The following is a 17,436-nucleotide window of genomic DNA, read 5'->3' as shown; positions in this document are numbered from 1 at the left end:
CCACGTCGCGTGCCGAGCCAGGGGTGACAACCATGTCAGTGGCGGGCTTCGGAACCCCCGTGTGGTCTAATTGGTAAGTAGCCTTACTTCCTTGCGAGTTGCCGTTGCCAGCTAGTCACCAGACGCGGTGACTTCGGATGGGCACGCGGCAACGGACGTTGGACCGTAGCGCCTTTTCATCGCGCGCCAACACCGTTAGACGGAGAAGTACCTTGAAAGTAGATCAACCGTCTGCCAACGGACAGTTGCTGGGCGGTCGATATCGCTTACTAGAGCAGGTGGGCCGTGGAGCCACGGCCGCGGTGTATCGAGGGTTTGACGAGACTCTGGGACGCGATGTGGCGTTGAAAGTCTTCGCCCGGGAGTGCGGTGACACTGAAAGGCTGGGCCGCCAGGACGCAGAGATCAGGATTCTCGCGTCCTTGACGCACCCAGCGCTGGTGACGCTCTTCGACGCTGGCACTGATCCGGAGGCAGTCCTCAGTTTCGTGGTGATGGAATTTATCTCCGGACCTGACCTGCGTAGACAGCTGCGCGAAGGCACCCTCATGCCTGAGGATATTGCGGGAGTGGGCGCCGAACTGGCCTCGGCCCTTTCCTATATCCATCGCCGAGGGGTGATCCACAGGGACATCAAGCCCGGCAACATCCTGCTCTACCAATCAGCGCATGGCGCCGCAGACCGCTTGTGGCATGCCAAGCTCGCCGATTTCGGCATTGCCCGAGTCATGGAAGACAGTCGGCTGACCGGTACCGGCAGAACCGTTGGCACAGCCGCCTACCTCAGTCCCGAACAGGCTCTTGGCGGGGAGCTAAGCGGAGCCAGCGATGTCTACTCCCTTGGATTGGTCCTTCTCGAATGCCTCACCCGTCACGTGGAGTTTCCAGGCGCCCCGATCGAATCGGGAATTGCCCGGCTCAACCGGGATCCCGCCATCCCTACAACTGTGAGCCTTGGCTGGGCGTCCCTCCTGCGGAGAATGACCGCCCGATTCCCTGCGGATCGGATAAGTGCCGCCAAAGCCGCTGTCGCACTTCGAGACCTCTCCGTACTGCCAGCAACTAAGACATCAGCCATATCCACCGCTCCGAACCTCGACAGCACGGTACTCCGGCCCGTCGCCACAAACATACCCAACCCCGTCCAGCCGCCCCACCCTGGCTATGCGCCCGGCGCCAGGAGCCCACGGCAGCCAGTGTCACGAAACCGGCGGCGGCGGGTTGTTGCGGGCATCTGCCTAGCAGCGGTCCTCATCACCGGAGCCACCGCAGCCTCGCCCGGAGGTGGAAAACGCACCGATCAGCCAGTTGAAGCGACAACACTTGCCGTAGCCGCGCAAACTAATCCACTGGATTTCCACTTGGACCAGCTTCGAGCCGCCATTGATCCATCCGAACCGCTCCGGGCCATCCTCAACCGTATCCGCCTAGCAATAGCCGCCGATGACATGCAATCGGCATTGACGTACCTGCGAGAGCTTGAGGAGGATGCCGAGGATGAAGCGCTTCGAACCGGCATGACGTTCGAAAAGTATCGCTCCATCACCGCAGCCAGCCGCCTGGTCAAAAGCGACTTGCAGGTGCTCATCTCCACCGGTGCCGACCCAACCATTGAGGCGGCGCCGGACGGAACCCGCACCACGCCAGCCCCCGTCCTCGCTGCGGACCCTGCAACATCCACGAATAATGCTGAACCCGGGCCTGTCCTTGAAGAGGCCAGGCGCCAGGTCGACGAAACGGCCCCGCAACAAGCTGACCCCTTGGACGTTCCAGCGAAAGCAGGGCGCAATCAAAGCAAGGATGCCGGCAACGCCGCTGGCAAATCAGACAACGCACCAGGGCACAACAAGCCCTAGCGCTTGCCCCGTTTCCGGGAACCCTTGCCGCGGCCCTTGTCAGGATTTGGGGCGTAGCGTTGGGCCACCTTGGGGCCTTTCTTGGTGGTGCTGCCGCGAAGATCCGGCTTGGGTGCCCGCTTTTCCTTGACGGCCTGTGCGGAGGGCTGGCGCGAGCTTTGCGCGGTCCGGCCCCTGACGATCCCGATAAATTCTTCAACAACGTCATCGGTGGTGTCGGCCAACCACGCCAGGCCAATCTCGGTCTCCGGTGCACCCGTCAGTCGCCGAGCCACGGTGTCCTTGACATTGAAGTGACGGGCCACGGACATGGGCACAATCACCAGCCCGGCGCCGGTGGCCACCACGGCCAAGGCGCCCTGGGCGCCGCCGAGCTCCTGCACATTGAGGAAAGATTCTTCGTCCAGGTCAGCCAAGGCCACCTCTTCGAAAACGGAAATTTCATGCCCCTTCGGCGCCACCACCACGGCCTGTTCGGCGTAGAGGGGGATGACGTTAAGGCCCTCGCGCTCCACCGGAAGCCGGACGAAGGCGAGGTCCGCGGTGCCGCCGCGGACGGCGGCCAGCTGCACGTCGTCGTCGGCCATCACGGCAGTCAGCGGAACATCAGGCATCCGTTCGTCCCAGCGGCGCAGCCATTTTCCCGGCGTAACCCCCGCAACGTAGGTGATACGGAGCTCCCGGCCGGCCGGCGACGGTTCGTCAGGCGCCGCGGGACCGGCTGAATCGGCGCTGCTGGCATCTGGCTGGGGAATCTTCTCGCTGGGCACGTCTTCACAGTACCGCCAGCCCGGATACCCTTGATGCATGACCTCTGCGAACTCCCAGTCCATGAAGCCGGCCACTGTTGCCAAGAAACTCGGCATCTACCTCCCGGCAGCGCCCCAGGAGTTCCAGGATTCAACCATCACCCGGGCCGATTTCGCCGAGCTCCAGGCAAACCCACCCGAGTGGCTGGCCGAACTCCGCCGCACCGGCCCGCACCCGCGTCCCGTGGTGGTGCAGAAGTTGAACATCTCCATCGGTGGCCTGGCCCGTGGCGGCGTCGAAGAAGCGCTGACGACGGCGGAAATCACCGCGCTGCTGCAGGCCCCGCCCGCGTGGCTGGTCACCGAGCGCGCCACCCAGGCGGCGGTCCGCACCGAGGCGCAGCGCGTCAAGGACGACGCCGCCAAGAAAGACGCCAAGAAGGCTCGCGCCGGGTCCTAGCCGCCCGGCGCCAGGATGTCAGTCCTGGTGAAGCTGGATGTAGTTGCCGCAGCCGTCATCAAATACGGCGCTGGTGCCTGACGGGTCCTCAGTAGGTTCACCGCGGAAGGGGACGCCGGCGGCCAGCAGGCGGGCATACTCGGCCCGCACATCCGGGACGCCGAAGGTGATCGCCGGGAGGCCGGCGTCGTACACCGCGTTCATGTAGTTGGCTCCGATGGGATTGTCGCTGGGCTCCAAAAGCAGTCCCACGGCGCCCTCCGGGGCCCCCGGGTCCTTGATGATGAAGAGGTTGTACTCCGGCATGGCCATCAGGGTGTCGAAACCCAGCGTCTCCGTGTAGAACGTGTGGGCCGCGGCGGGGTCCGTGACGTGGATGCTGCACATTTTGAGTCTCATGCTCCCAACATACGCGGCAGTGCGCGCCCGGTCAGGACCTGCACTGACGGGACATTGACCCCGCCGCCGAAACAAGGTGCAATGGAATGACCAGCCTGGGAATCCTTGGCCCGGCGGTTACCGCAGGAGGTGCGGAATGTCGGTTCTCGTGGAATCCCTCTCCCAAGGCCTCTGGCTGATCCTCTGCGGAACGGCGCTGATCGCCGCCGTAGCCGGCACTGTTTTCACGGTCCGGCGGCGTGCGCTGTCCGGGTCCGGTGATTCGTCGGGGTCGGACCAGCTCTTTTGGGACCTCTTCCTCGGCGCCGCCGTTGCCGTTCCCGCACTCCTTATCCCCACGCTGATTGCGCCGTGGACCGGCCTGGTCCTTGGTGGTGTCGCTGCAGCCGCTGCCGTGGCCTCCTACCGTGCCAGCCCGCGAATCGTGGCGTGGCACGTAGACCGGAGGGAATCCCGCGAGCAGGCCAGCGCGCATCGGGAAGCTGCCGCCAGGCACGACGCTTTGATCGCCCGGTGGCAAGGGCACGAACTTAACGTTGCCAACGCGATCGACTACCCGGCCTTCAGCGATGTCAGGACCCCGGAAACGTCGGCACTGATCAAGGCGTTGCGCGCCGCCGAGAACCTCCGCAGTTGCCCGCAGCGCGACTATCCGGCCGCGGTGGCCGGACTGGCGCGTTCATTGGCGGCCGCCGAGTCGGCTGCCGGAATGCCTGCGCACCGCGCCTGAACCGCACCCCAGCGACCTGTTCACGTCTCGTAGTAGGGCACCAGAACATTAACGGCTGTGTCGGCGTCGGTGGAACCGCTCAAGGGTCCGGCGCTAGCATCCTGTGAATGAAGCCAGAAGAAATGCCGGTCCGCGATGGGTACGGCCGACTCCTGGAGGACCGTGGCGTGTGGCGTCAGGCGACGACGCTCCTGGGTGCTGGCGAATTGACGGCGAGATGGCTCGAAGGGAGCAGCGACTACCAGCCGGGTATTTTCGCGCCAGGCTTCGACACCGAAACGGACCCGATTGCCGCTGACCTCGCCAAAATCAACCGCAGAGGGCTGTTTACCAAAGAGTCACAGCCGGGACTGGCGGGCCCCGGCGAAATCCAGCGGCAATACGTCACCGGATTTTGCAGCGCAGATACTGCTGAGGCCTTGCTGACCCTCTCGGCGGGCAGCGAACTGATCACGGTTGCGCATGCCCCCGGAGAGGCCAGCAGCGCTGCCATCCCCGTGACCGTTGCTGGTTCAGAGGTGGTCACCGTCTTGGGCTCCAGCGAGAATCCTTTGACGGCGGCCCAGATCAAGGACTGGGCGGCTGAAACCAACGACACCTTGGCGCTGCTGCTGGCCGACTCTTGGTACGTGGAAGTCTTGGACCCGGTCTGGGGCAGGACCACGGCACTGCTGCCGGCCGTCCTGGCGGCCCTGGCCGCCCTGCAGGACGATGCCTAACGGACATGTGCAGGCAGGCCAGGAGCCGGAGTCCGTCAGAGCTCTACTGTGCCGCTTTCGCCAACGCTCATCCGGCTGTTAGTTACCTTGGCTTTGACCCACTGCAGGACCGTCGCTGCCGTTCCACCTGGGCTGGTCCAGTACTCGGCCGATTCCGAGTCGACGCGGAGTAGGCAAACCTCGGGAGTTTCCGGTCCGTCAGGGAACCATGCTTCGACCGCCTGATTCCACATTTCGCGGATCTTCTCCCGATCCGTGACCACTTCAGCCGTTCCGGCCACCGAGACCCACTCCGTGTTCTTGCCGAACGAGACATTCACGCGGGAGTCCTTACGGACATGGGCTACCTGCGAGGTGCCGAGGCCGGTGAAGAACCACATGTCGCCGTCGTCGAGTACTTCCTGGACCGCGAGTGGCCTGCTGACCAGTGCACCGTCCTCATTGATGGTGGCCAACATGCCGATACGCGCGCCGTTGATGATGTCCGTAACTTTTGTGATGCCTTGCTCTTCAGTCATGACCCGCCCAATCGTCGGTAGTAGGGGAAGGTCCCCATCTCTCCAGCGTATTAGTAAGCATGCTTATTGACCAGCAGCGGCGGGGTATCCCTCAGGACCCTGCGGTTAAACAAAATGAACCTCGATCCGAAGACCGAGGTTCATTTATTTGCGTGCGCGAGGGGGGATTTGAACCCCCACGCCCTTTCGGACACTGGCACCTGAAGCCAGCGCGTCTGCCGTTCCGCCACTCGCGCGCAACTTCTTTCATCAGCGAAGCCGCGGTGTTTCCACCGGCAAAGCTCGTGAAAGCAGCGAGATCAAGCATAACGGACAGGTGCACGAAAATACCAATTGACCCACACTCACCCCTCCTGCGACGCCCAGCGCGCCCCGATTCCCGCCCAGCATCCCGGTCATTTGACCACCGGTCAGACCCGTCGCCTGCGAACTTCTACAGCCACCGGCGCGTTGTAGATTAAGGCCAATCCCAAGGCTGCCCAGTAGTATCGGTTACAGGTTCGCTGGCCACTCCAGCGGCACCGTGACTCAGCACGAAGCCCTGCCCCACAAATTCCGACGCTAGATGAGTGCCCCACACCGGGAGGAAAGGAGAAGCACCATGGGTCTATTGGACAAAGTTGAACGCGGCATCGAAAAGGCCGTCCGCGGTGTCTTCTCCACCGGTTCCAAGGCGCAGGTCGAGCCAGTGGAAATCGCCAGCCGACTCCGACGCGACGTCGACAACAAGGCCCTCACGGTCTCCGCCGGACGAACCCTGGCCCCCAATGTCTTTGACGTGCAACTCAGCGATGCAGACTTCGCCCGGGCGCAGGAATGGGGCACGCCCCTCGCCGAGGAACTCTGCGACGTGGTCATCAACCATGTGCGCAGCCAGGGCTACACCCTGCAGGGCCCGGTCCGGATTTCCTTCCGGCGCGATTCGGAACTACGCGCCGGCGATTTCGAGATCATCTCAAGCACGGAGAAGGCCAACGGTGCGGCCCCCGCACAGGCTAGGCCCAATGTCCCGGCAGCGCCCAGCCGCAAACCCGTCCGGCTTCAGCCAGTCCTGGACATCGACGGCCAACGGTATTCGCTGAACGCGCCCTCCATCGTGCTGGGCCGATCCTCAGAGGCTGACATCCTGGTGGAAGACACCGGGGTCTCCCGCCGCCACCTGGAGATCCGCACCACCAACGGTGTCTCGAGCGCCGTTGACATGGGCTCCACCAATGGCAGCTACGTCAACGGGCAACGCGTGGTTGGCAGCACCGAACTGACAGACGGCTCCACCATCACGATGGGACGGACAAAGATCATCTTCCGCCTGCTGCCCGCCACTCCGGGGGCTTCCTCATGAACGACATCAGTGACCTCACCATCACGGTGCTGCGATTCGGATTCCTCCTGCTGCTGTGGGTCTTGATCTTCAGCATCGTGACCGCCATGCGCCGCGACCTCATGGTGGGCCGCAAGGCCGCCTCCGGAGCCCCCACAGCGCGGGAAGTCCGCAAGAATCCCGAACTCGCCGAAGCCCCATCGCAGCCGGTCAAACTGCAGGCGCACCAACTGGTTGTGGTTGAAGGTCCCCTCAAGGGCACCACGCTCCCGCTTTCCGCCAGCCCCATCTTGCTCGGCCGAGCACAGGAAGCCACCCTTGTCCTCGAGGACGACTACGCCTCCGGCCGCCACGCTAGGCTATTCCCGCAGGGCAGCCGTTGGTTCATCGAAGACCTCGGCTCAACGAATGGCACCTACCTGGCCGACCAGCAATTGACCCGTGCGCTCCCCGTAGAACCTGGCGTGCCCGTGAGAATCGGCAAGACGGTCATCGAATTGAGGCCGTAGCCGTGGCAGTCCCCGAGAAATCCGCCACCGGGCCTACGCCCGCGCAGCGGCCCCTCATCATGCGGTTCGCCGCACGCTCAGATGTGGGCCGCATCCGCTCCAAGAACGACGACTCCGCCTACGCCGGGCGCCACCTCGCCGTGGTGGCGGACGGCATGGGTGGCCACGCAGGCGGCGATGTGGCCTCGGCAGCCACAGTCCTGGACATGATCCACCTGGACCGGGCTGACTACGACGGCGACGCGGGGACTGTCCTGGCGGACGAAATTCAGACCGCCAACTCACTGCTCTCCGAACTGGTCCACGTCAATCCCAAACTTGCCGGGATGGGGACCACCGTGACGGCGCTCCTCTTATCCGGGGGAAAGCTGCATTACGCCCACATTGGCGATTCCCGCGCCTATCGCCTGCGTGACGGCGTCTTCGAGCAGGTCAGCGTGGACCATACCTTCGTCCAGCGGCTGATCGACGAGGGCCGGCTGCGGCCCGAGGAAGCCGAAACCCACCCGCACAAGAATGTCCTGATGCGCGTCCTCGGTGACGTTGACGCCAGCCCCGAACTGGACCTGGACACCCTGGACGTCCAACTCAACGACCGATGGCTGCTGTGCTCCGACGGCTTGAACTACGTTGCGGGTCACGCTGTGGAACGCACTGTCAGGGAAAACCGCGACCGGAACGAATGCGCGGAAATCCTCATTGACCTCACCCTGGACGCCGGCGCCCCGGACAACGTCACGGTTGTGGTGGTAGATATTGTTCCCGAAACGTCCGACGACGTCCGGACAGCCGCCGTCGACGTCGTCAGTACCGCCGCCGGCAGCGCAGCCCCTGCCGCAGGATCATCTGCCGGATCGCCCCCCAACGGAACCTCCAGTCCACGCACTGGGCAGGCTGATGAGGCGTCGGGCGCCAATGCCGCACCGAACGACCCACCCGCAACCGACCCGCATTTGGGTGAGCACCTTTCGGCAGAGGTCCTCCGGGACGAGCTCGCCTCCCGTCCGCACGAACTGGTGGGCGCTGCCGCGAGTGCCGCCGAGTCCGGTTCCATCCCCTCAATTGCGGGCCGTACAGTTGCCCGCCGAGCAGCAACCGTCCTCACCCACAAAGCCCAAAGCCAGTCAGAGGACGCCGAGGAGGTACTGGTACCTCTGAGGCCACGCCGCTGGTTGACTATCTCCATTGCCGCTGCCCTGCTGGTGATCATCTCCGTAGGACTGTGGTTGGGCTACGCATGGACCCAGACCCGGTATTACGTGGGCGAGTTCGATTCCCGCGTGGCCATCTACAACGGGGTCTCCCAACGCCTGGGGCCCATTCAACTCTCGAATCTGGAAGCCGTCACCGAGATCCAGATGGACTCGCTGCCCCTCTTCTCCCAGCAACGGGTCCGTCAGACCGTGCCGGCCAACGACCTCTACGATGCCCAGCGCATCGTGAAGAACCTGGAGCTTACTGGCTCCACCTCGCCAGAAGAGGACTGCCTTCCCACGGCGTCGCCGTCCGCCAGCGCCTCGGCCATCCCTACGCCTTCTGCGTCTGCCGTTGCCTCACCCACTGCATCGGCTGGACCCGTGCCAGCGTCGACCAGCGCCACGGCATCCCCCAGCCCCACCATTTCCTGCGAGGCGCCGCGATGACCCAGCTCAATACCGTGATCAAGCCTCGACGCAATGTGGAACTGGCCCTGTTGGTCGTGGCCCTTGCCGTGGGCATCGGTGCCAACATGTTGGTAGGCATCGACCAGGCCAACGCTTTCGACTCAGACTTCTGGTTCCAGTCGAGCCTGCTGGCAGTCGCAGCAGTGGCGTTCCATATTGTCCTGCGGCTTCGCGCAAAATATGCCGATCCAGTAATACTTCCCTTGGTCGTCGCCTTGAATGGCCTCGGACTCGCCATGATCCATCGCCTGGACGGTCCCAACGACGACACAGGCAACAACCAGTTGCGTTGGACCCTGATCGCCATGGCCGTCGCCATCGCCGTCATCTGGTTCCTCAAGGACCACCGCGTCCTGCGCCGTTTTACCTTCATATCCTTGGCCGCCAGCGCCCTCCTCCTCCTGCTACCACTGATTCCCGGCATCAGTGCCGGTGAGATCCTGGGCGCCCAGGTGTGGATCCGGATTGGTCCCATGACTTTCCAGCCGGGTGAAGTCGCCAAGATCACGCTCGCTATATTCTTCGCCGGGTATCTTTCCTCCAACCGCGATCTCATCCTGTTGGCGGGCCGGAAGATCGGCCCCATGCAGTTCCCGCGGTTCAAGGACATGGGCCCCATGATCACGGCCTGGTTGGTGAGCATCGGCGTGTTGATTTTCCAGCGCGACCTCGGCTCGTCCGTGCTGTTCTTCGGCCTATTCATTGTGATGATCTACGTGGCCACCAGCCGCATCAGCTGGGTGGTCATTGGCGTGGCTCTCATCCTGGGCGGCGGTTTCGTGGCAGCCCAGGTGTTCTCCCACGTGGAGCAGCGCATCTATGGCTGGCTGAACGCCTTCACCCCTGAGGTGTACGAGAACGGCAGCCGGCAGGTGATCGAGGGGCTCTTTGGCATGGCCAACGGTGGGCTGGTTGGCACCGGCCTGGGCCAAGGGCGCCCGGACTTGGTTCCGTTCGCCAACAGCGACATGATCATCGCCTCGATTGGCGAGGAACTTGGCTTGATTGGGCTGTTTGCCGTGGTGCTGATGTACCTGCTGCTGTTCACCCGCGGTTTCCGTGCAGCGCTGGGCACTCGAGATGCTTTCGGCAAACTCCTGGCCTGCGGGCTTTCGTTCGCGATTGCCCTGCAGTGCTTCGTGGTCATCGGTGGCGTCACCCGCCTGATCCCGCTGACCGGCCTGACCACGCCGTTCCTTGCAGCAGGCGGTTCCTCACTGTTGGCCAACTGGATCATTGTGGGGCTTCTCCTGATGATCTCGCACACCGCGCGGGGCCCGATCGACACCACACCGTTGCCGCCGTCCGGCGCTGCAGCTCCCATCAGTACAGACACTCCAACCGAGGCGGTGAAGCAGGCGTGAACCAGGCAATCCGTAACTCCTGGGTGGCGGCGATCGCCATGTTCGCCCTCATCTTTGGTGCCATCAGCTTCATCCAGGTTGTCGGCGCTGACGATCTCAAAGCCAACCCGCTGAACCAACGGGCCATCCTGCAGAACTACTGCAATGACCGTGGCGCGATCATAGTGGGCGGGGACCCCATCGCGGAGTCCGTTGAAGGCACCTCAGAGGTCTGCCAATTCCAGCGCACCTACTCCCAGCCCGAGTTGTACGCAGGAATTACCGGCTACTTCTCCCAAGGCCACGGCGCCACCGGCCTGGAGCGCTCCATGGGCGAGGAACTTGCCGGCAATTCGGACCAGCTGTTCTTGGATCGGGTCAGCCAGCTCTTCCTGGGCAGCCAGCCGAAGGGCGCCTCGGTGGAACTGACCATCGACCCGCAGCTGCAACAGTTGGCGTACAGCCTGATCCCAGATGGTCAACGCGGCTCCATTGTCGTCACCAACCCCAAGACCGGAGCCATCCTGGCCATGGTCTCCAAACCGTCCTACGACCCCAACCAGGTAGCCAGCCAGAACCGGACCACCGAAGATGCGGCGATCAACGAACTGGTCAAGGTACCCGGCATCAACCTCTACCAAAACGTCAGCGGCCCCACGGGGGAACTGCTTACCCCCGGATCTGTTTTCAAGCTTGTTGACACGGCAGCTGCCCTAGCGTCGGGGAAATACAACAAGGACAGTGTCCTGCCCAACCCCGCTCAACTCCCGTTCGACGGGATCCAATACACCCTGCCTAACTATGCCGGTGGTCAGTGCTACACCCAGAACGAGGCAAGTTTCGCCTTTGCGCTGCAGCAGTCATGCAACACACCGTTCGCCAGCATTGCCCTGGACCTCGGCCGGGATGCCATCGCCGAGCAGGCAAAGAAGTTCGGCATCGGCGAAGACCTTGGCGACGAACTGAAGCTCGGCCACGCCACGGGCAACAGCTTCCCAGACAACCTTGACGCACCCGCCTTGGCCCAATCCGCAATCGGCCAACGCGACGTCAAAGCCACGCCGCTGCAGATCAACATGATGACTGCCGCCATTGCCAACGACGGCGTCCAGATGAAGCCCAGCCTAATCAAGACGCTACGTTCGCCTGACCTGCGGGTCATCGACGAGCCGCAACCGGAGCAACTGCGCACCTCCACCACCCCAGCGATCGCCAATCAGATCACGGAGTGGATGGAAAGCGCCGTCAGCCAGGGCATCGCCAGCGGCGCCGCGGTACCGGGTGTCGAGGTGGCAGGCAAGACCGGAACCGCCGAACTGGGCAACGGAACCAATAACTCTTGGTTTACGGGATTCGCTCCCGCAAACGATCCGCAGGTGGCCGTCACGATCGTCATGGAAGGCGTAGACGTGCTCACCGGCGCAAAACTCACTAGTCCGAACGCGAAGAAAATTTTTGAGGCGGTGTTGAATAAGTGAGGCCTACAACAGGAATCACCCTCGGCGGCAGATTCCAGCTGACCACACGGATAGCAATCGGTGGCATGGGCGAGGTCTGGAAAGCAAAGGACCTGGTCTTGGGGCGGATCGTCGCCATCAAGGTCCTCAAGGAGGAGTACACCGGCGACCCCGGTTTCCTGCAGCGGTTCCGCGCCGAAGCCCGCCACACCGCACTCCTCAACCACGTAGGCATCGCCAACGTCTTTGACTACGGCGAAGAAGAAGGCTCCGCGTACCTGGTGATGGAGTTGGTTCCCGGCCAGCCGCTCAGCAGCATCATCGAGCACGAACAGGTGCTCTCGCCGGACCGTACGCTGTCCATGATCGCGCAGACCGCCCGTGCCCTGTCCGTGGCGCACGCGCAGGGCTTGGTACACCGCGATATCAAGCCGGGTAACCTCTTGATCACCCCCGATGGCCGGGTTAAGGTCACGGACTTCGGTATCGCCCGGTTGGCAGACCAGGTGCCCTTGACCCAGACGGGCCAGGTTATGGGTACCGCCCAGTATCTAGCTCCTGAGCAGGCCACCGGACAGACGGCCACCGGTTCCTCCGATATCTACTCCCTCGGCGTGATTGGCTACGAATGCCTCACCGGGCACCGGCCTTTCTCCGGCGAATCGCAGATTGCCATCGCCCTAGCCCAGGTCAACGATGCGCCGCCACCCCTGCCGGAAACGCTGCCCACTCCCGTGCGCGCCCTCTTGATGTCGATGCTGGCCAAGGATCCCAAGAACCGCCCGGCCAACGCCATCAAACTGGCGGAAGCCGCGGAGGCCATCCGCAACGGTGATATCGGCGCTGCACGGGCAGCAGTGCCCGGCATGCTCCTTTTCGATGCCACCACAGGCCCTATCACCGCTCCTGTGGACACCGCCACCGCTCCCACCAGCGTGGTCAACGCCCAGCGCGAGCCTGCCACCACCCACACCTCGGCGATGCCGGTGTTGGGTGCCGCAGCGGCCAATATCGACGCTACGGATGAGTCGCAGAGCCCGCTGGCCCGCGCCAACGCCCTCGCGGCCGAGCGCAGTTGGGACCAGGATGAGCGGACGTACGACGACGAACCCACCGACCAGCCCAAGCGGAAGGGCCGCAGCCCCTGGACTTGGCCTTTGGTCGCCTTGATCCTGCTGGTCCTGTTTGCCTTGGTGGGAGTCTTCCTCAACCAGCAAGTCAACCCCACGCCTGTCGATACGGGAAGCGCTACCAGCAGCAGCCCGCAAAGCTCCAGTGCCCGGCCAAGTTCCTCCCCGCCGCCCACTTCAGCCACACCGAGCATCGAACCCAGCAGCACTCCGCCGCCCAGCAGTGCGGCTCCAGAGACGGTGGACGTTATTCCTGCTGCTTACCTGGGCAAGAACTACCAGACAGTGCAGGCGCAGCTCTCTGCCCTCAACCTAGATGTCAGCATTATTCCCCAGGAGGATGCCACCGCGGCGCCCAACTCGGTGATTGCGTTGTCCCGCAGCGGCAGGGTGGAAGTGGGCTCCGCCATCACTGTCACCTACGCCGTCGCACCACCCGCTACGACCACTGCGCCGCCGGTCCCCACGCCGAGCTCTTCGGCCGTGACTGGACCGACCGCTGCCCCCGTCACCCCGTGCGCCACCGGCCAGCTGCCAGGTGCGCAGGCTACCTGTAAACCGTAAGCAACGGAACGCCAGTGACCGATTTACCACGTAACCCCCTCCACCGGGATGAGAACATCCCGGTGGATGGCCAGCGCGTGCTCAGCGGACGGTACGAACTGGGCGAGTTGATTGGCCGTGGCGGCATGGCTGACGTGCATCAAGGCCTGGATGCCCGGCTGGGCCGGACGGTGGCCATCAAGCTGCTCCGCCCGGACTTGGCCAGGGATCCCCAGTTCCAGGCAAGGTTCAAGCGGGAAGCCCAGGCAGTTGCTGCCCTCAACCACCATTCGATCGTGGCCATCTACGACACCGGCGAACACCTGGTCCATGACGGCACCGACGAATCCGTTAAAGTGCCGTACATCGTGATGGAATTTGTCTCCGGCCGGACCATTCGTGACCTGATTCGGGCCGGCGAGGTCAGCATCCCGCAGGCGATCGAATACTGCCTGGGGGTGCTCGGCGCCTTGGAGTACAGCCACAAAGCAGGCATTGTGCACCGGGACATCAAGCCTGCCAACGTGATGTACTGCGCCGATACCAACTCGGTGAAGGTAATGGACTTCGGTATCGCCAGGGCCATCGCTGATTCGTCGGCCACCATGACCCAGACGCAAGCCGTGGTGGGAACCGCCCAATACCTCTCTCCTGAGCAGGCCCGCGGCGAATCCGTGGATGCCCGCAGCGACCTCTATTCAGCCGCGTGCCTGCTCTACGAGATGCTGACCTCCCGCCCCCCTTTCGTTGGCGACAGTCCCGTGTCTGTGGCGTACCAGCATGTCCGCGAAATTCCGCCTCCGGCCAGCGGCATCAATCCGGAAGTCACCCCTGCGCTAGACACCGTGTTGGCCAAGGCGCTGCGCAAGAATCGGGACGACCGCTTCCAGGACGCCGCAGAGTTCCGGCGCGCCCTGAGGGCAGCCCGCTCGGGTATTCCGGTTCCCGCCTTGTCCGCCTCGGAGACTCCCACAGATCCGACCAACGAAGTCATGTCCCCTTCGCCGACTACCGAGGCGTTCTCCACTACGGGCCTAGCTGACACCGCGGCCACCGGTTCACTCGCCGTCACCAGCGCATTTGCTGCCACGGCTACGGCCGCGAGCCGTGCGTTGCGGACGGACGACGACGGCCGGCCGGCAGCCCTGCCCCGGGGCCAGGGCGCAGAACCGGGGCGAAGCGCGGGCCAGAAGGCCCGTCGTCGTGCCTGGATCACCACCTTGGCCATCTTTACCGTCTTGGTCTTGGTGGGCGGTGGACTTTGGCTGTACAGCGTGGTCAACAAGCCTGCCCCGGTCATCCCGAAGGTCCAGGTCCCGTCCGTTTCCAGCCTGTCCGAAACGGCAGCGCTGCAGGAGATCTACAACGCCGGACTGAAGCCAACGATCGTCAGGAAAACCAACGACACGGTGGCCAAGGGCACGGCGATCGGCACCGATCCCAGTACCGGCACTCAAATGGACCCCAACGCTGAGGTACTCCTGACCATCTCTGACGGTCCCAGCGCCGTGAACGTCCCGGACAACATTGCGGGTGCCACCGAGGCTGCCGCCAGGGACATCCTGCGCCAGATTGGCTTGGTGGGAGCTCCCACCACCACCACGGCCAACAGCGTCTCAGTTCCCGCGGGCGTGGTCATTACGTCCACGCCGGCGCCGGGCCAGTCCGTCGCCATCGGATCCGTCATCGAATTGGTCGTTTCCACCGGGAAAGTCAGCGTTCCGGAGCTCCGCGGCAGAACCCGCGACGAAGCAGAAACCGCGCTCAAGGCCTTGGGGCTGGTTCCGTCCGTTGGTGAGGATCCCAACCCCCAGGTGGAAGCCGGCCGGGTCACGGACCAAGACCCGGCCGTCAATTCGGCGGTGGAACAGGGCAGCACCGTGAATATCGTGGTGGCCAAGACTCCACCTACTCCAACCCCCACGCCGTCGCCGTCCAGCGCCTCACCGAGTCCCTCGGCCACCAAGAAAAACTGAGGCCGGCGGGCCTGCTAGTGCTGGATCAACGGGCTGAGCGTGGCGGCGCGACTGGCAGCACCCGTCATGCCCAGCGATTCGAGCCAGTTGCCCAGCATCTGGTAGCCGCCTTCGGTCAGGACGGACTCGGGGTGGAACTGAACACCGCTCAGCGGGGCCGTGCGGTGCTGTAAGCCCATGACGACACCAGACGCCGTCTGAGCAGTCACTTCCAGAACATCCGGGATGCTCTCACGCACTGCCGCCAGCGAGTGGTACCGGGTCGCCGTCACGGGTGAGGGCAGGCCGGCAAAAACGCTGGTGCCGTTGTGTTCCACCAATGACGTTTTGCCGTGCATCAGTTCCGGCGCGTGCGTGACGGTTCCGCCGTACGCCTCGGCCAGGGCCTGGTGGCCCAGGCAGACGCCAAACATCGGGACCTGGTTATCCCCGCACCACTTGATTAGCTCGATGCAGACACCCGTTTCGGCCGGATTGCCCGGGCCAGGTGAGACCAGGACACCATCTCGGGTGCTGGCCATCTCGATCGCCTCGGCGAGGGTGACATCGTCGTTCCGGACCACCGTAGTTTCGGCGCCAAGCTCCTGCAGGTAGCCCACCAGTGTGTAGACGAAGCTGTCGTAGTTATCCACCACGAGAATTTTGGTTGCGGTCATGGCTAGCTCTGGGACCAATCATTGTGTCGGCGACGGGTGGGGATTCGGAACTATTCGCAAATAGTGCCTGTTCCATGAATACCAGTGTGGCAGCAATCAACACCAACGCAGCCTTGATTCCGAGCGGTATTGCTGCCCTGGACCGCCACGAACTACCGCTAGGATTGATGGTTAGAACCCCTACCCAGCCCGTGCAGGAGAGCCAGTGCCCGAGTCGAAACCGCGCAAGAAGTCTGTCAGCACTCCACCGTCAGCAGGATCCCAGGCATACAAGCCGAACGCGGTGTGGTTCAAACCGGTGATGTTCGGTCTCATGATCATCGGCCTCTTCTGGATCATCACCTTCTACATCAGTGAAGGCCGGCTGCCCGTGCAGGCATGGGGATCCTGGAACATCGTTGCCGGCTTCGGCATTGCGATCGTCGGCTTCCTCATGACCACCCGCTGGCGCTCCTAGCAGCACGCCAACCACTGCGCCCATTGGTGCAGCTGGGCCCACCTCCGGCGAGGACACAACATGGCTGTTGATCATGCCGACCTGGTGACTGGCTCCGACGGACTCACCAGGCCGCTCTGGGCCGCATCATCGCCACTCCTACAGCAGTACTACGACCAGGAGTGGGGGCTGCCCGTCACCGATGAGCAGGGCCTCTACGAGCGGATCTGCTTAGAGGGGTTCCAGGCCGGACTTTCCTGGGCCACCATCCTGAAGAAGCGACCAGCTTTTCGCGCCGCCTTTGCGGACTTCGATCCGGACGCGGTGGCGCAGTTCTCGGCAGCAGACGCGGACCGGCTCATGCTGGACGCCGGCATTGTCCGGAATCGTTTGAAGATCAATGCCACCATCCGCAACGCCCAGGCGACCTTGGCGCTCCGTGCGGAGGGCGGTCTGGTGGACTTTGTCTGGGGCTTCAAACCGGAAATTACTCCTCGTCCTGTGGTCCACAGTGACATTCCCACCCAATCCGCTGAGTCGGTTGAACTCTCCAAGGCGCTGCGGCGCAAAGGCTTCGCTTTCGTAGGACCCACCACCATGTTTGCCCTCATGGAAGCCATTGGCATGGTGGATACCCATCTACTGGCCAGTCACCGCCGCGGATCGTCCGGGATCTGGGCCGACTAGCCGCTGTCGGCTCTTCTCCGTCCGCGGCCGGTTCCTGCCGCTCTCACGCAAGGCGCCTTCAGTTTTCCCCAGCTGTTGGCAAAGTTATCCACACTGTTGAAAACTCCGTCCACCTGCGCCGATGCATGGTTGAGGTTCCTTTGGCGACAAGATCGTGTCCCCGCCCACCCACCAGGGGAGATATTAACACTGTGGATTCAACTGTGGATAACTTTGCACCAGCGCATCCGCGTTCCGGCTGAAGAGATGCTTCGTTAGCAGCAGGGGACTGACACCCGTCCTC

At 63.5% G+C, this 17,436-nt stretch carries 17 protein-coding genes and 1 tRNA gene; 13 read left to right on the top strand and 5 right to left on the bottom strand.

Features of this window, described 5'->3' with window-relative positions; translation table 11 throughout:
- The first annotated feature begins 212 nt into the window (after nucleotides 1-212).
- Nucleotides 213-1,856, top strand: a complete 1,644-nt coding sequence (locus tag PSET11_RS00340; protein ID WP_160118933.1) for a serine/threonine-protein kinase — start codon at nucleotides 213-215, stop codon at nucleotides 1,854-1,856.
- On the opposite strand, the gene PSET11_RS00335 is transcribed toward PSET11_RS00340, so the two are convergent.
- Nucleotides 1,853-2,701, bottom strand: coding sequence for a LysR family substrate-binding domain-containing protein (locus PSET11_RS00335; protein WP_238988966.1), 849 nt, complete (start codon nucleotides 2,699-2,701; stop codon nucleotides 1,853-1,855). The genes PSET11_RS00340 and PSET11_RS00335 overlap by 4 nt on opposite strands.
- On the opposite strand from PSET11_RS00335, the gene PSET11_RS00330 reads away from it, so the two are divergent.
- Nucleotides 2,664-3,065, top strand: coding sequence for a DUF5997 family protein (locus tag PSET11_RS00330; protein WP_124089610.1), 402 nt, complete (start codon nucleotides 2,664-2,666; stop codon nucleotides 3,063-3,065). The genes PSET11_RS00335 and PSET11_RS00330 overlap by 38 nt on opposite strands.
- Before the next feature lie 18 nt (nucleotides 3,066-3,083).
- Here the strand turns inward: PSET11_RS00330 and PSET11_RS00325 are convergent, their stop codons facing one another.
- Entirely contained in the window at nucleotides 3,084-3,464 is a 381-nt protein-coding gene (locus PSET11_RS00325; protein WP_124089608.1) for a VOC family protein, read from the bottom strand.
- A gap of 136 nt (nucleotides 3,465-3,600) precedes the next feature.
- Here PSET11_RS00325 and PSET11_RS00320 point away from each other — a divergent pair, with 136 nt between their 5' ends.
- On the top strand, nucleotides 3,601-4,194 hold the full coding sequence (locus PSET11_RS00320; RefSeq protein ID WP_124089606.1) for a hypothetical protein: 594 nt from the start codon (nucleotides 3,601-3,603) through the stop codon (nucleotides 4,192-4,194).
- Between the two features lie 107 nt (nucleotides 4,195-4,301).
- Nucleotides 4,302-4,913 (top strand): DUF6919 domain-containing protein, encoded by a 612-nt coding sequence (locus PSET11_RS00315; RefSeq protein ID WP_124089604.1) that lies wholly within the window; start codon nucleotides 4,302-4,304, stop codon nucleotides 4,911-4,913.
- Nucleotides 4,914-4,948: 35 nt separating this feature from the next.
- Here PSET11_RS00315 and PSET11_RS00310 read toward each other — a convergent pair whose 3' ends face one another.
- The gene (locus tag PSET11_RS00310; protein WP_124089602.1) at nucleotides 4,949-5,431 is read right to left on the bottom strand and encodes a pyridoxamine 5'-phosphate oxidase family protein; all 483 of its coding nucleotides are present in this window, start codon (nucleotides 5,429-5,431) and stop codon (nucleotides 4,949-4,951) included.
- Between the two features lie 153 nt (nucleotides 5,432-5,584).
- Nucleotides 5,585-5,667: transfer RNA gene (locus PSET11_RS00305), tRNA-Leu, on the bottom strand.
- A 365-nt stretch (nucleotides 5,668-6,032) separates the two neighbouring features.
- Here PSET11_RS00305 and PSET11_RS00300 point away from each other — a divergent pair.
- The 7 genes from PSET11_RS00300 to pknB are packed head-to-tail and all read left to right on the top strand — an operon-like array spanning nucleotide 6,033 to nucleotide 15,374.
- Nucleotides 6,033-6,773: an FHA domain-containing protein gene (locus tag PSET11_RS00300; RefSeq protein WP_124089600.1), complete on the top strand. Its 741-nt coding sequence runs from the start codon at nucleotides 6,033-6,035 to the stop codon at nucleotides 6,771-6,773.
- Nucleotides 6,774-6,778: 5 nt separating this feature from the next.
- Entirely contained in the window at nucleotides 6,779-7,261 is a 483-nt protein-coding gene (locus PSET11_RS00295) for an FHA domain-containing protein FhaB/FipA (protein ID WP_124089620.1), read from the top strand.
- A 2-nt stretch (nucleotides 7,262-7,263) separates the two neighbouring features.
- Nucleotides 7,264-8,904 carry a PP2C family protein-serine/threonine phosphatase gene (locus tag PSET11_RS00290; protein ID WP_377947581.1) on the top strand — a complete coding sequence of 547 codons (1,641 nt, stop codon included), beginning with the start codon at nucleotides 7,264-7,266 and terminating at the stop codon, nucleotides 8,902-8,904.
- A complete protein-coding gene (locus tag PSET11_RS00285) occupies nucleotides 8,901-10,289 on the top strand; it encodes an FtsW/RodA/SpoVE family cell cycle protein (RefSeq protein WP_124089598.1) in 1,389 nt (462 codons plus the stop codon). The genes PSET11_RS00290 and PSET11_RS00285 overlap by 4 nt, the downstream gene beginning before the upstream one ends.
- Nucleotides 10,286-11,746, top strand: a complete 1,461-nt coding sequence (locus PSET11_RS00280; RefSeq protein ID WP_124089596.1) for a peptidoglycan D,D-transpeptidase FtsI family protein — start codon at nucleotides 10,286-10,288, stop codon at nucleotides 11,744-11,746. Before PSET11_RS00285 ends, PSET11_RS00280 begins: the two co-directional genes overlap by 4 nt.
- The gene (locus PSET11_RS00275; RefSeq protein ID WP_124089594.1) at nucleotides 11,743-13,419 is read left to right on the top strand and encodes a protein kinase domain-containing protein; all 1,677 of its coding nucleotides are present in this window, start codon (nucleotides 11,743-11,745) and stop codon (nucleotides 13,417-13,419) included. Before PSET11_RS00280 ends, PSET11_RS00275 begins: the two co-directional genes overlap by 4 nt.
- Nucleotides 13,420-13,433: 14 nt before the next feature.
- Nucleotides 13,434-15,374: a Stk1 family PASTA domain-containing Ser/Thr kinase gene (gene pknB, locus PSET11_RS00270; protein ID WP_238988964.1), complete on the top strand. Its 1,941-nt coding sequence runs from the start codon at nucleotides 13,434-13,436 to the stop codon at nucleotides 15,372-15,374.
- Between the two features lie 14 nt (nucleotides 15,375-15,388).
- On the opposite strand, the gene PSET11_RS00265 is transcribed toward pknB, so the two are convergent.
- Nucleotides 15,389-16,030, bottom strand: coding sequence for an aminodeoxychorismate/anthranilate synthase component II (locus tag PSET11_RS00265; RefSeq protein WP_124089592.1), 642 nt, complete (start codon nucleotides 16,028-16,030; stop codon nucleotides 15,389-15,391).
- Nucleotides 16,031-16,235: 205 nt separating this feature from the next.
- Here PSET11_RS00265 and PSET11_RS00260 point away from each other — a divergent pair, with 205 nt between their 5' ends.
- Both PSET11_RS00260 and PSET11_RS00255 read left to right on the top strand, forming a co-directional pair.
- Nucleotides 16,236-16,487, top strand: a complete 252-nt coding sequence (locus PSET11_RS00260; RefSeq protein ID WP_124089590.1) for a cell division protein CrgA — start codon at nucleotides 16,236-16,238, stop codon at nucleotides 16,485-16,487.
- 60 nt (nucleotides 16,488-16,547) lie between these two features.
- The gene (locus PSET11_RS00255; RefSeq protein WP_124089588.1) at nucleotides 16,548-17,153 is read left to right on the top strand and encodes a DNA-3-methyladenine glycosylase I; all 606 of its coding nucleotides are present in this window, start codon (nucleotides 16,548-16,550) and stop codon (nucleotides 17,151-17,153) included.
- Nucleotides 17,154-17,436 lie beyond the last annotated feature (283 nt).

Source organism: Arthrobacter ulcerisalmonis, from assembly GCF_900609065.1.
GTDB lineage: Bacteria > Actinomycetota > Actinomycetes > Actinomycetales > Micrococcaceae > Arthrobacter > Arthrobacter ulcerisalmonis.
The sequence above is the reverse complement of the archived record's forward strand: the minus strand, read 5'-3'. Positions and strand labels throughout refer to the sequence as shown.

Excerpts from the sequence above, each read along its gene's own strand:
- PSET11_RS00330 (WP_124089610.1), top strand. The coding sequence starts at position 2,664 with ATGACCTCTGCGAACTCCCAGTCCATGAAGCCGGCCACTGTTGCCAAG.
- PSET11_RS00300 (WP_124089600.1), top strand. The coding sequence starts at position 6,033 with ATGGGTCTATTGGACAAAGTTGAACGCGGCATCGAAAAGGCCGTCCGC.
- PSET11_RS00310 (WP_124089602.1), bottom strand. The coding sequence starts at position 5,431 with ATGACTGAAGAGCAAGGCATCACAAAAGTTACGGACATCATCAACGGC.
- PSET11_RS00325 (WP_124089608.1), bottom strand. The coding sequence starts at position 3,464 with ATGAGACTCAAAATGTGCAGCATCCACGTCACGGACCCCGCCGCGGCC.
- PSET11_RS00285 (WP_124089598.1), top strand. The coding sequence starts at position 8,901 with ATGACCCAGCTCAATACCGTGATCAAGCCTCGACGCAATGTGGAACTG.
- PSET11_RS00255 (WP_124089588.1), top strand. The coding sequence starts at position 16,548 with ATGGCTGTTGATCATGCCGACCTGGTGACTGGCTCCGACGGACTCACC.
- PSET11_RS00315 (WP_124089604.1), top strand. The coding sequence starts at position 4,302 with ATGAAGCCAGAAGAAATGCCGGTCCGCGATGGGTACGGCCGACTCCTG.
- PSET11_RS00320 (WP_124089606.1), top strand. The coding sequence starts at position 3,601 with ATGTCGGTTCTCGTGGAATCCCTCTCCCAAGGCCTCTGGCTGATCCTC.
- PSET11_RS00265 (WP_124089592.1), bottom strand. The coding sequence starts at position 16,030 with ATGACCGCAACCAAAATTCTCGTGGTGGATAACTACGACAGCTTCGTC.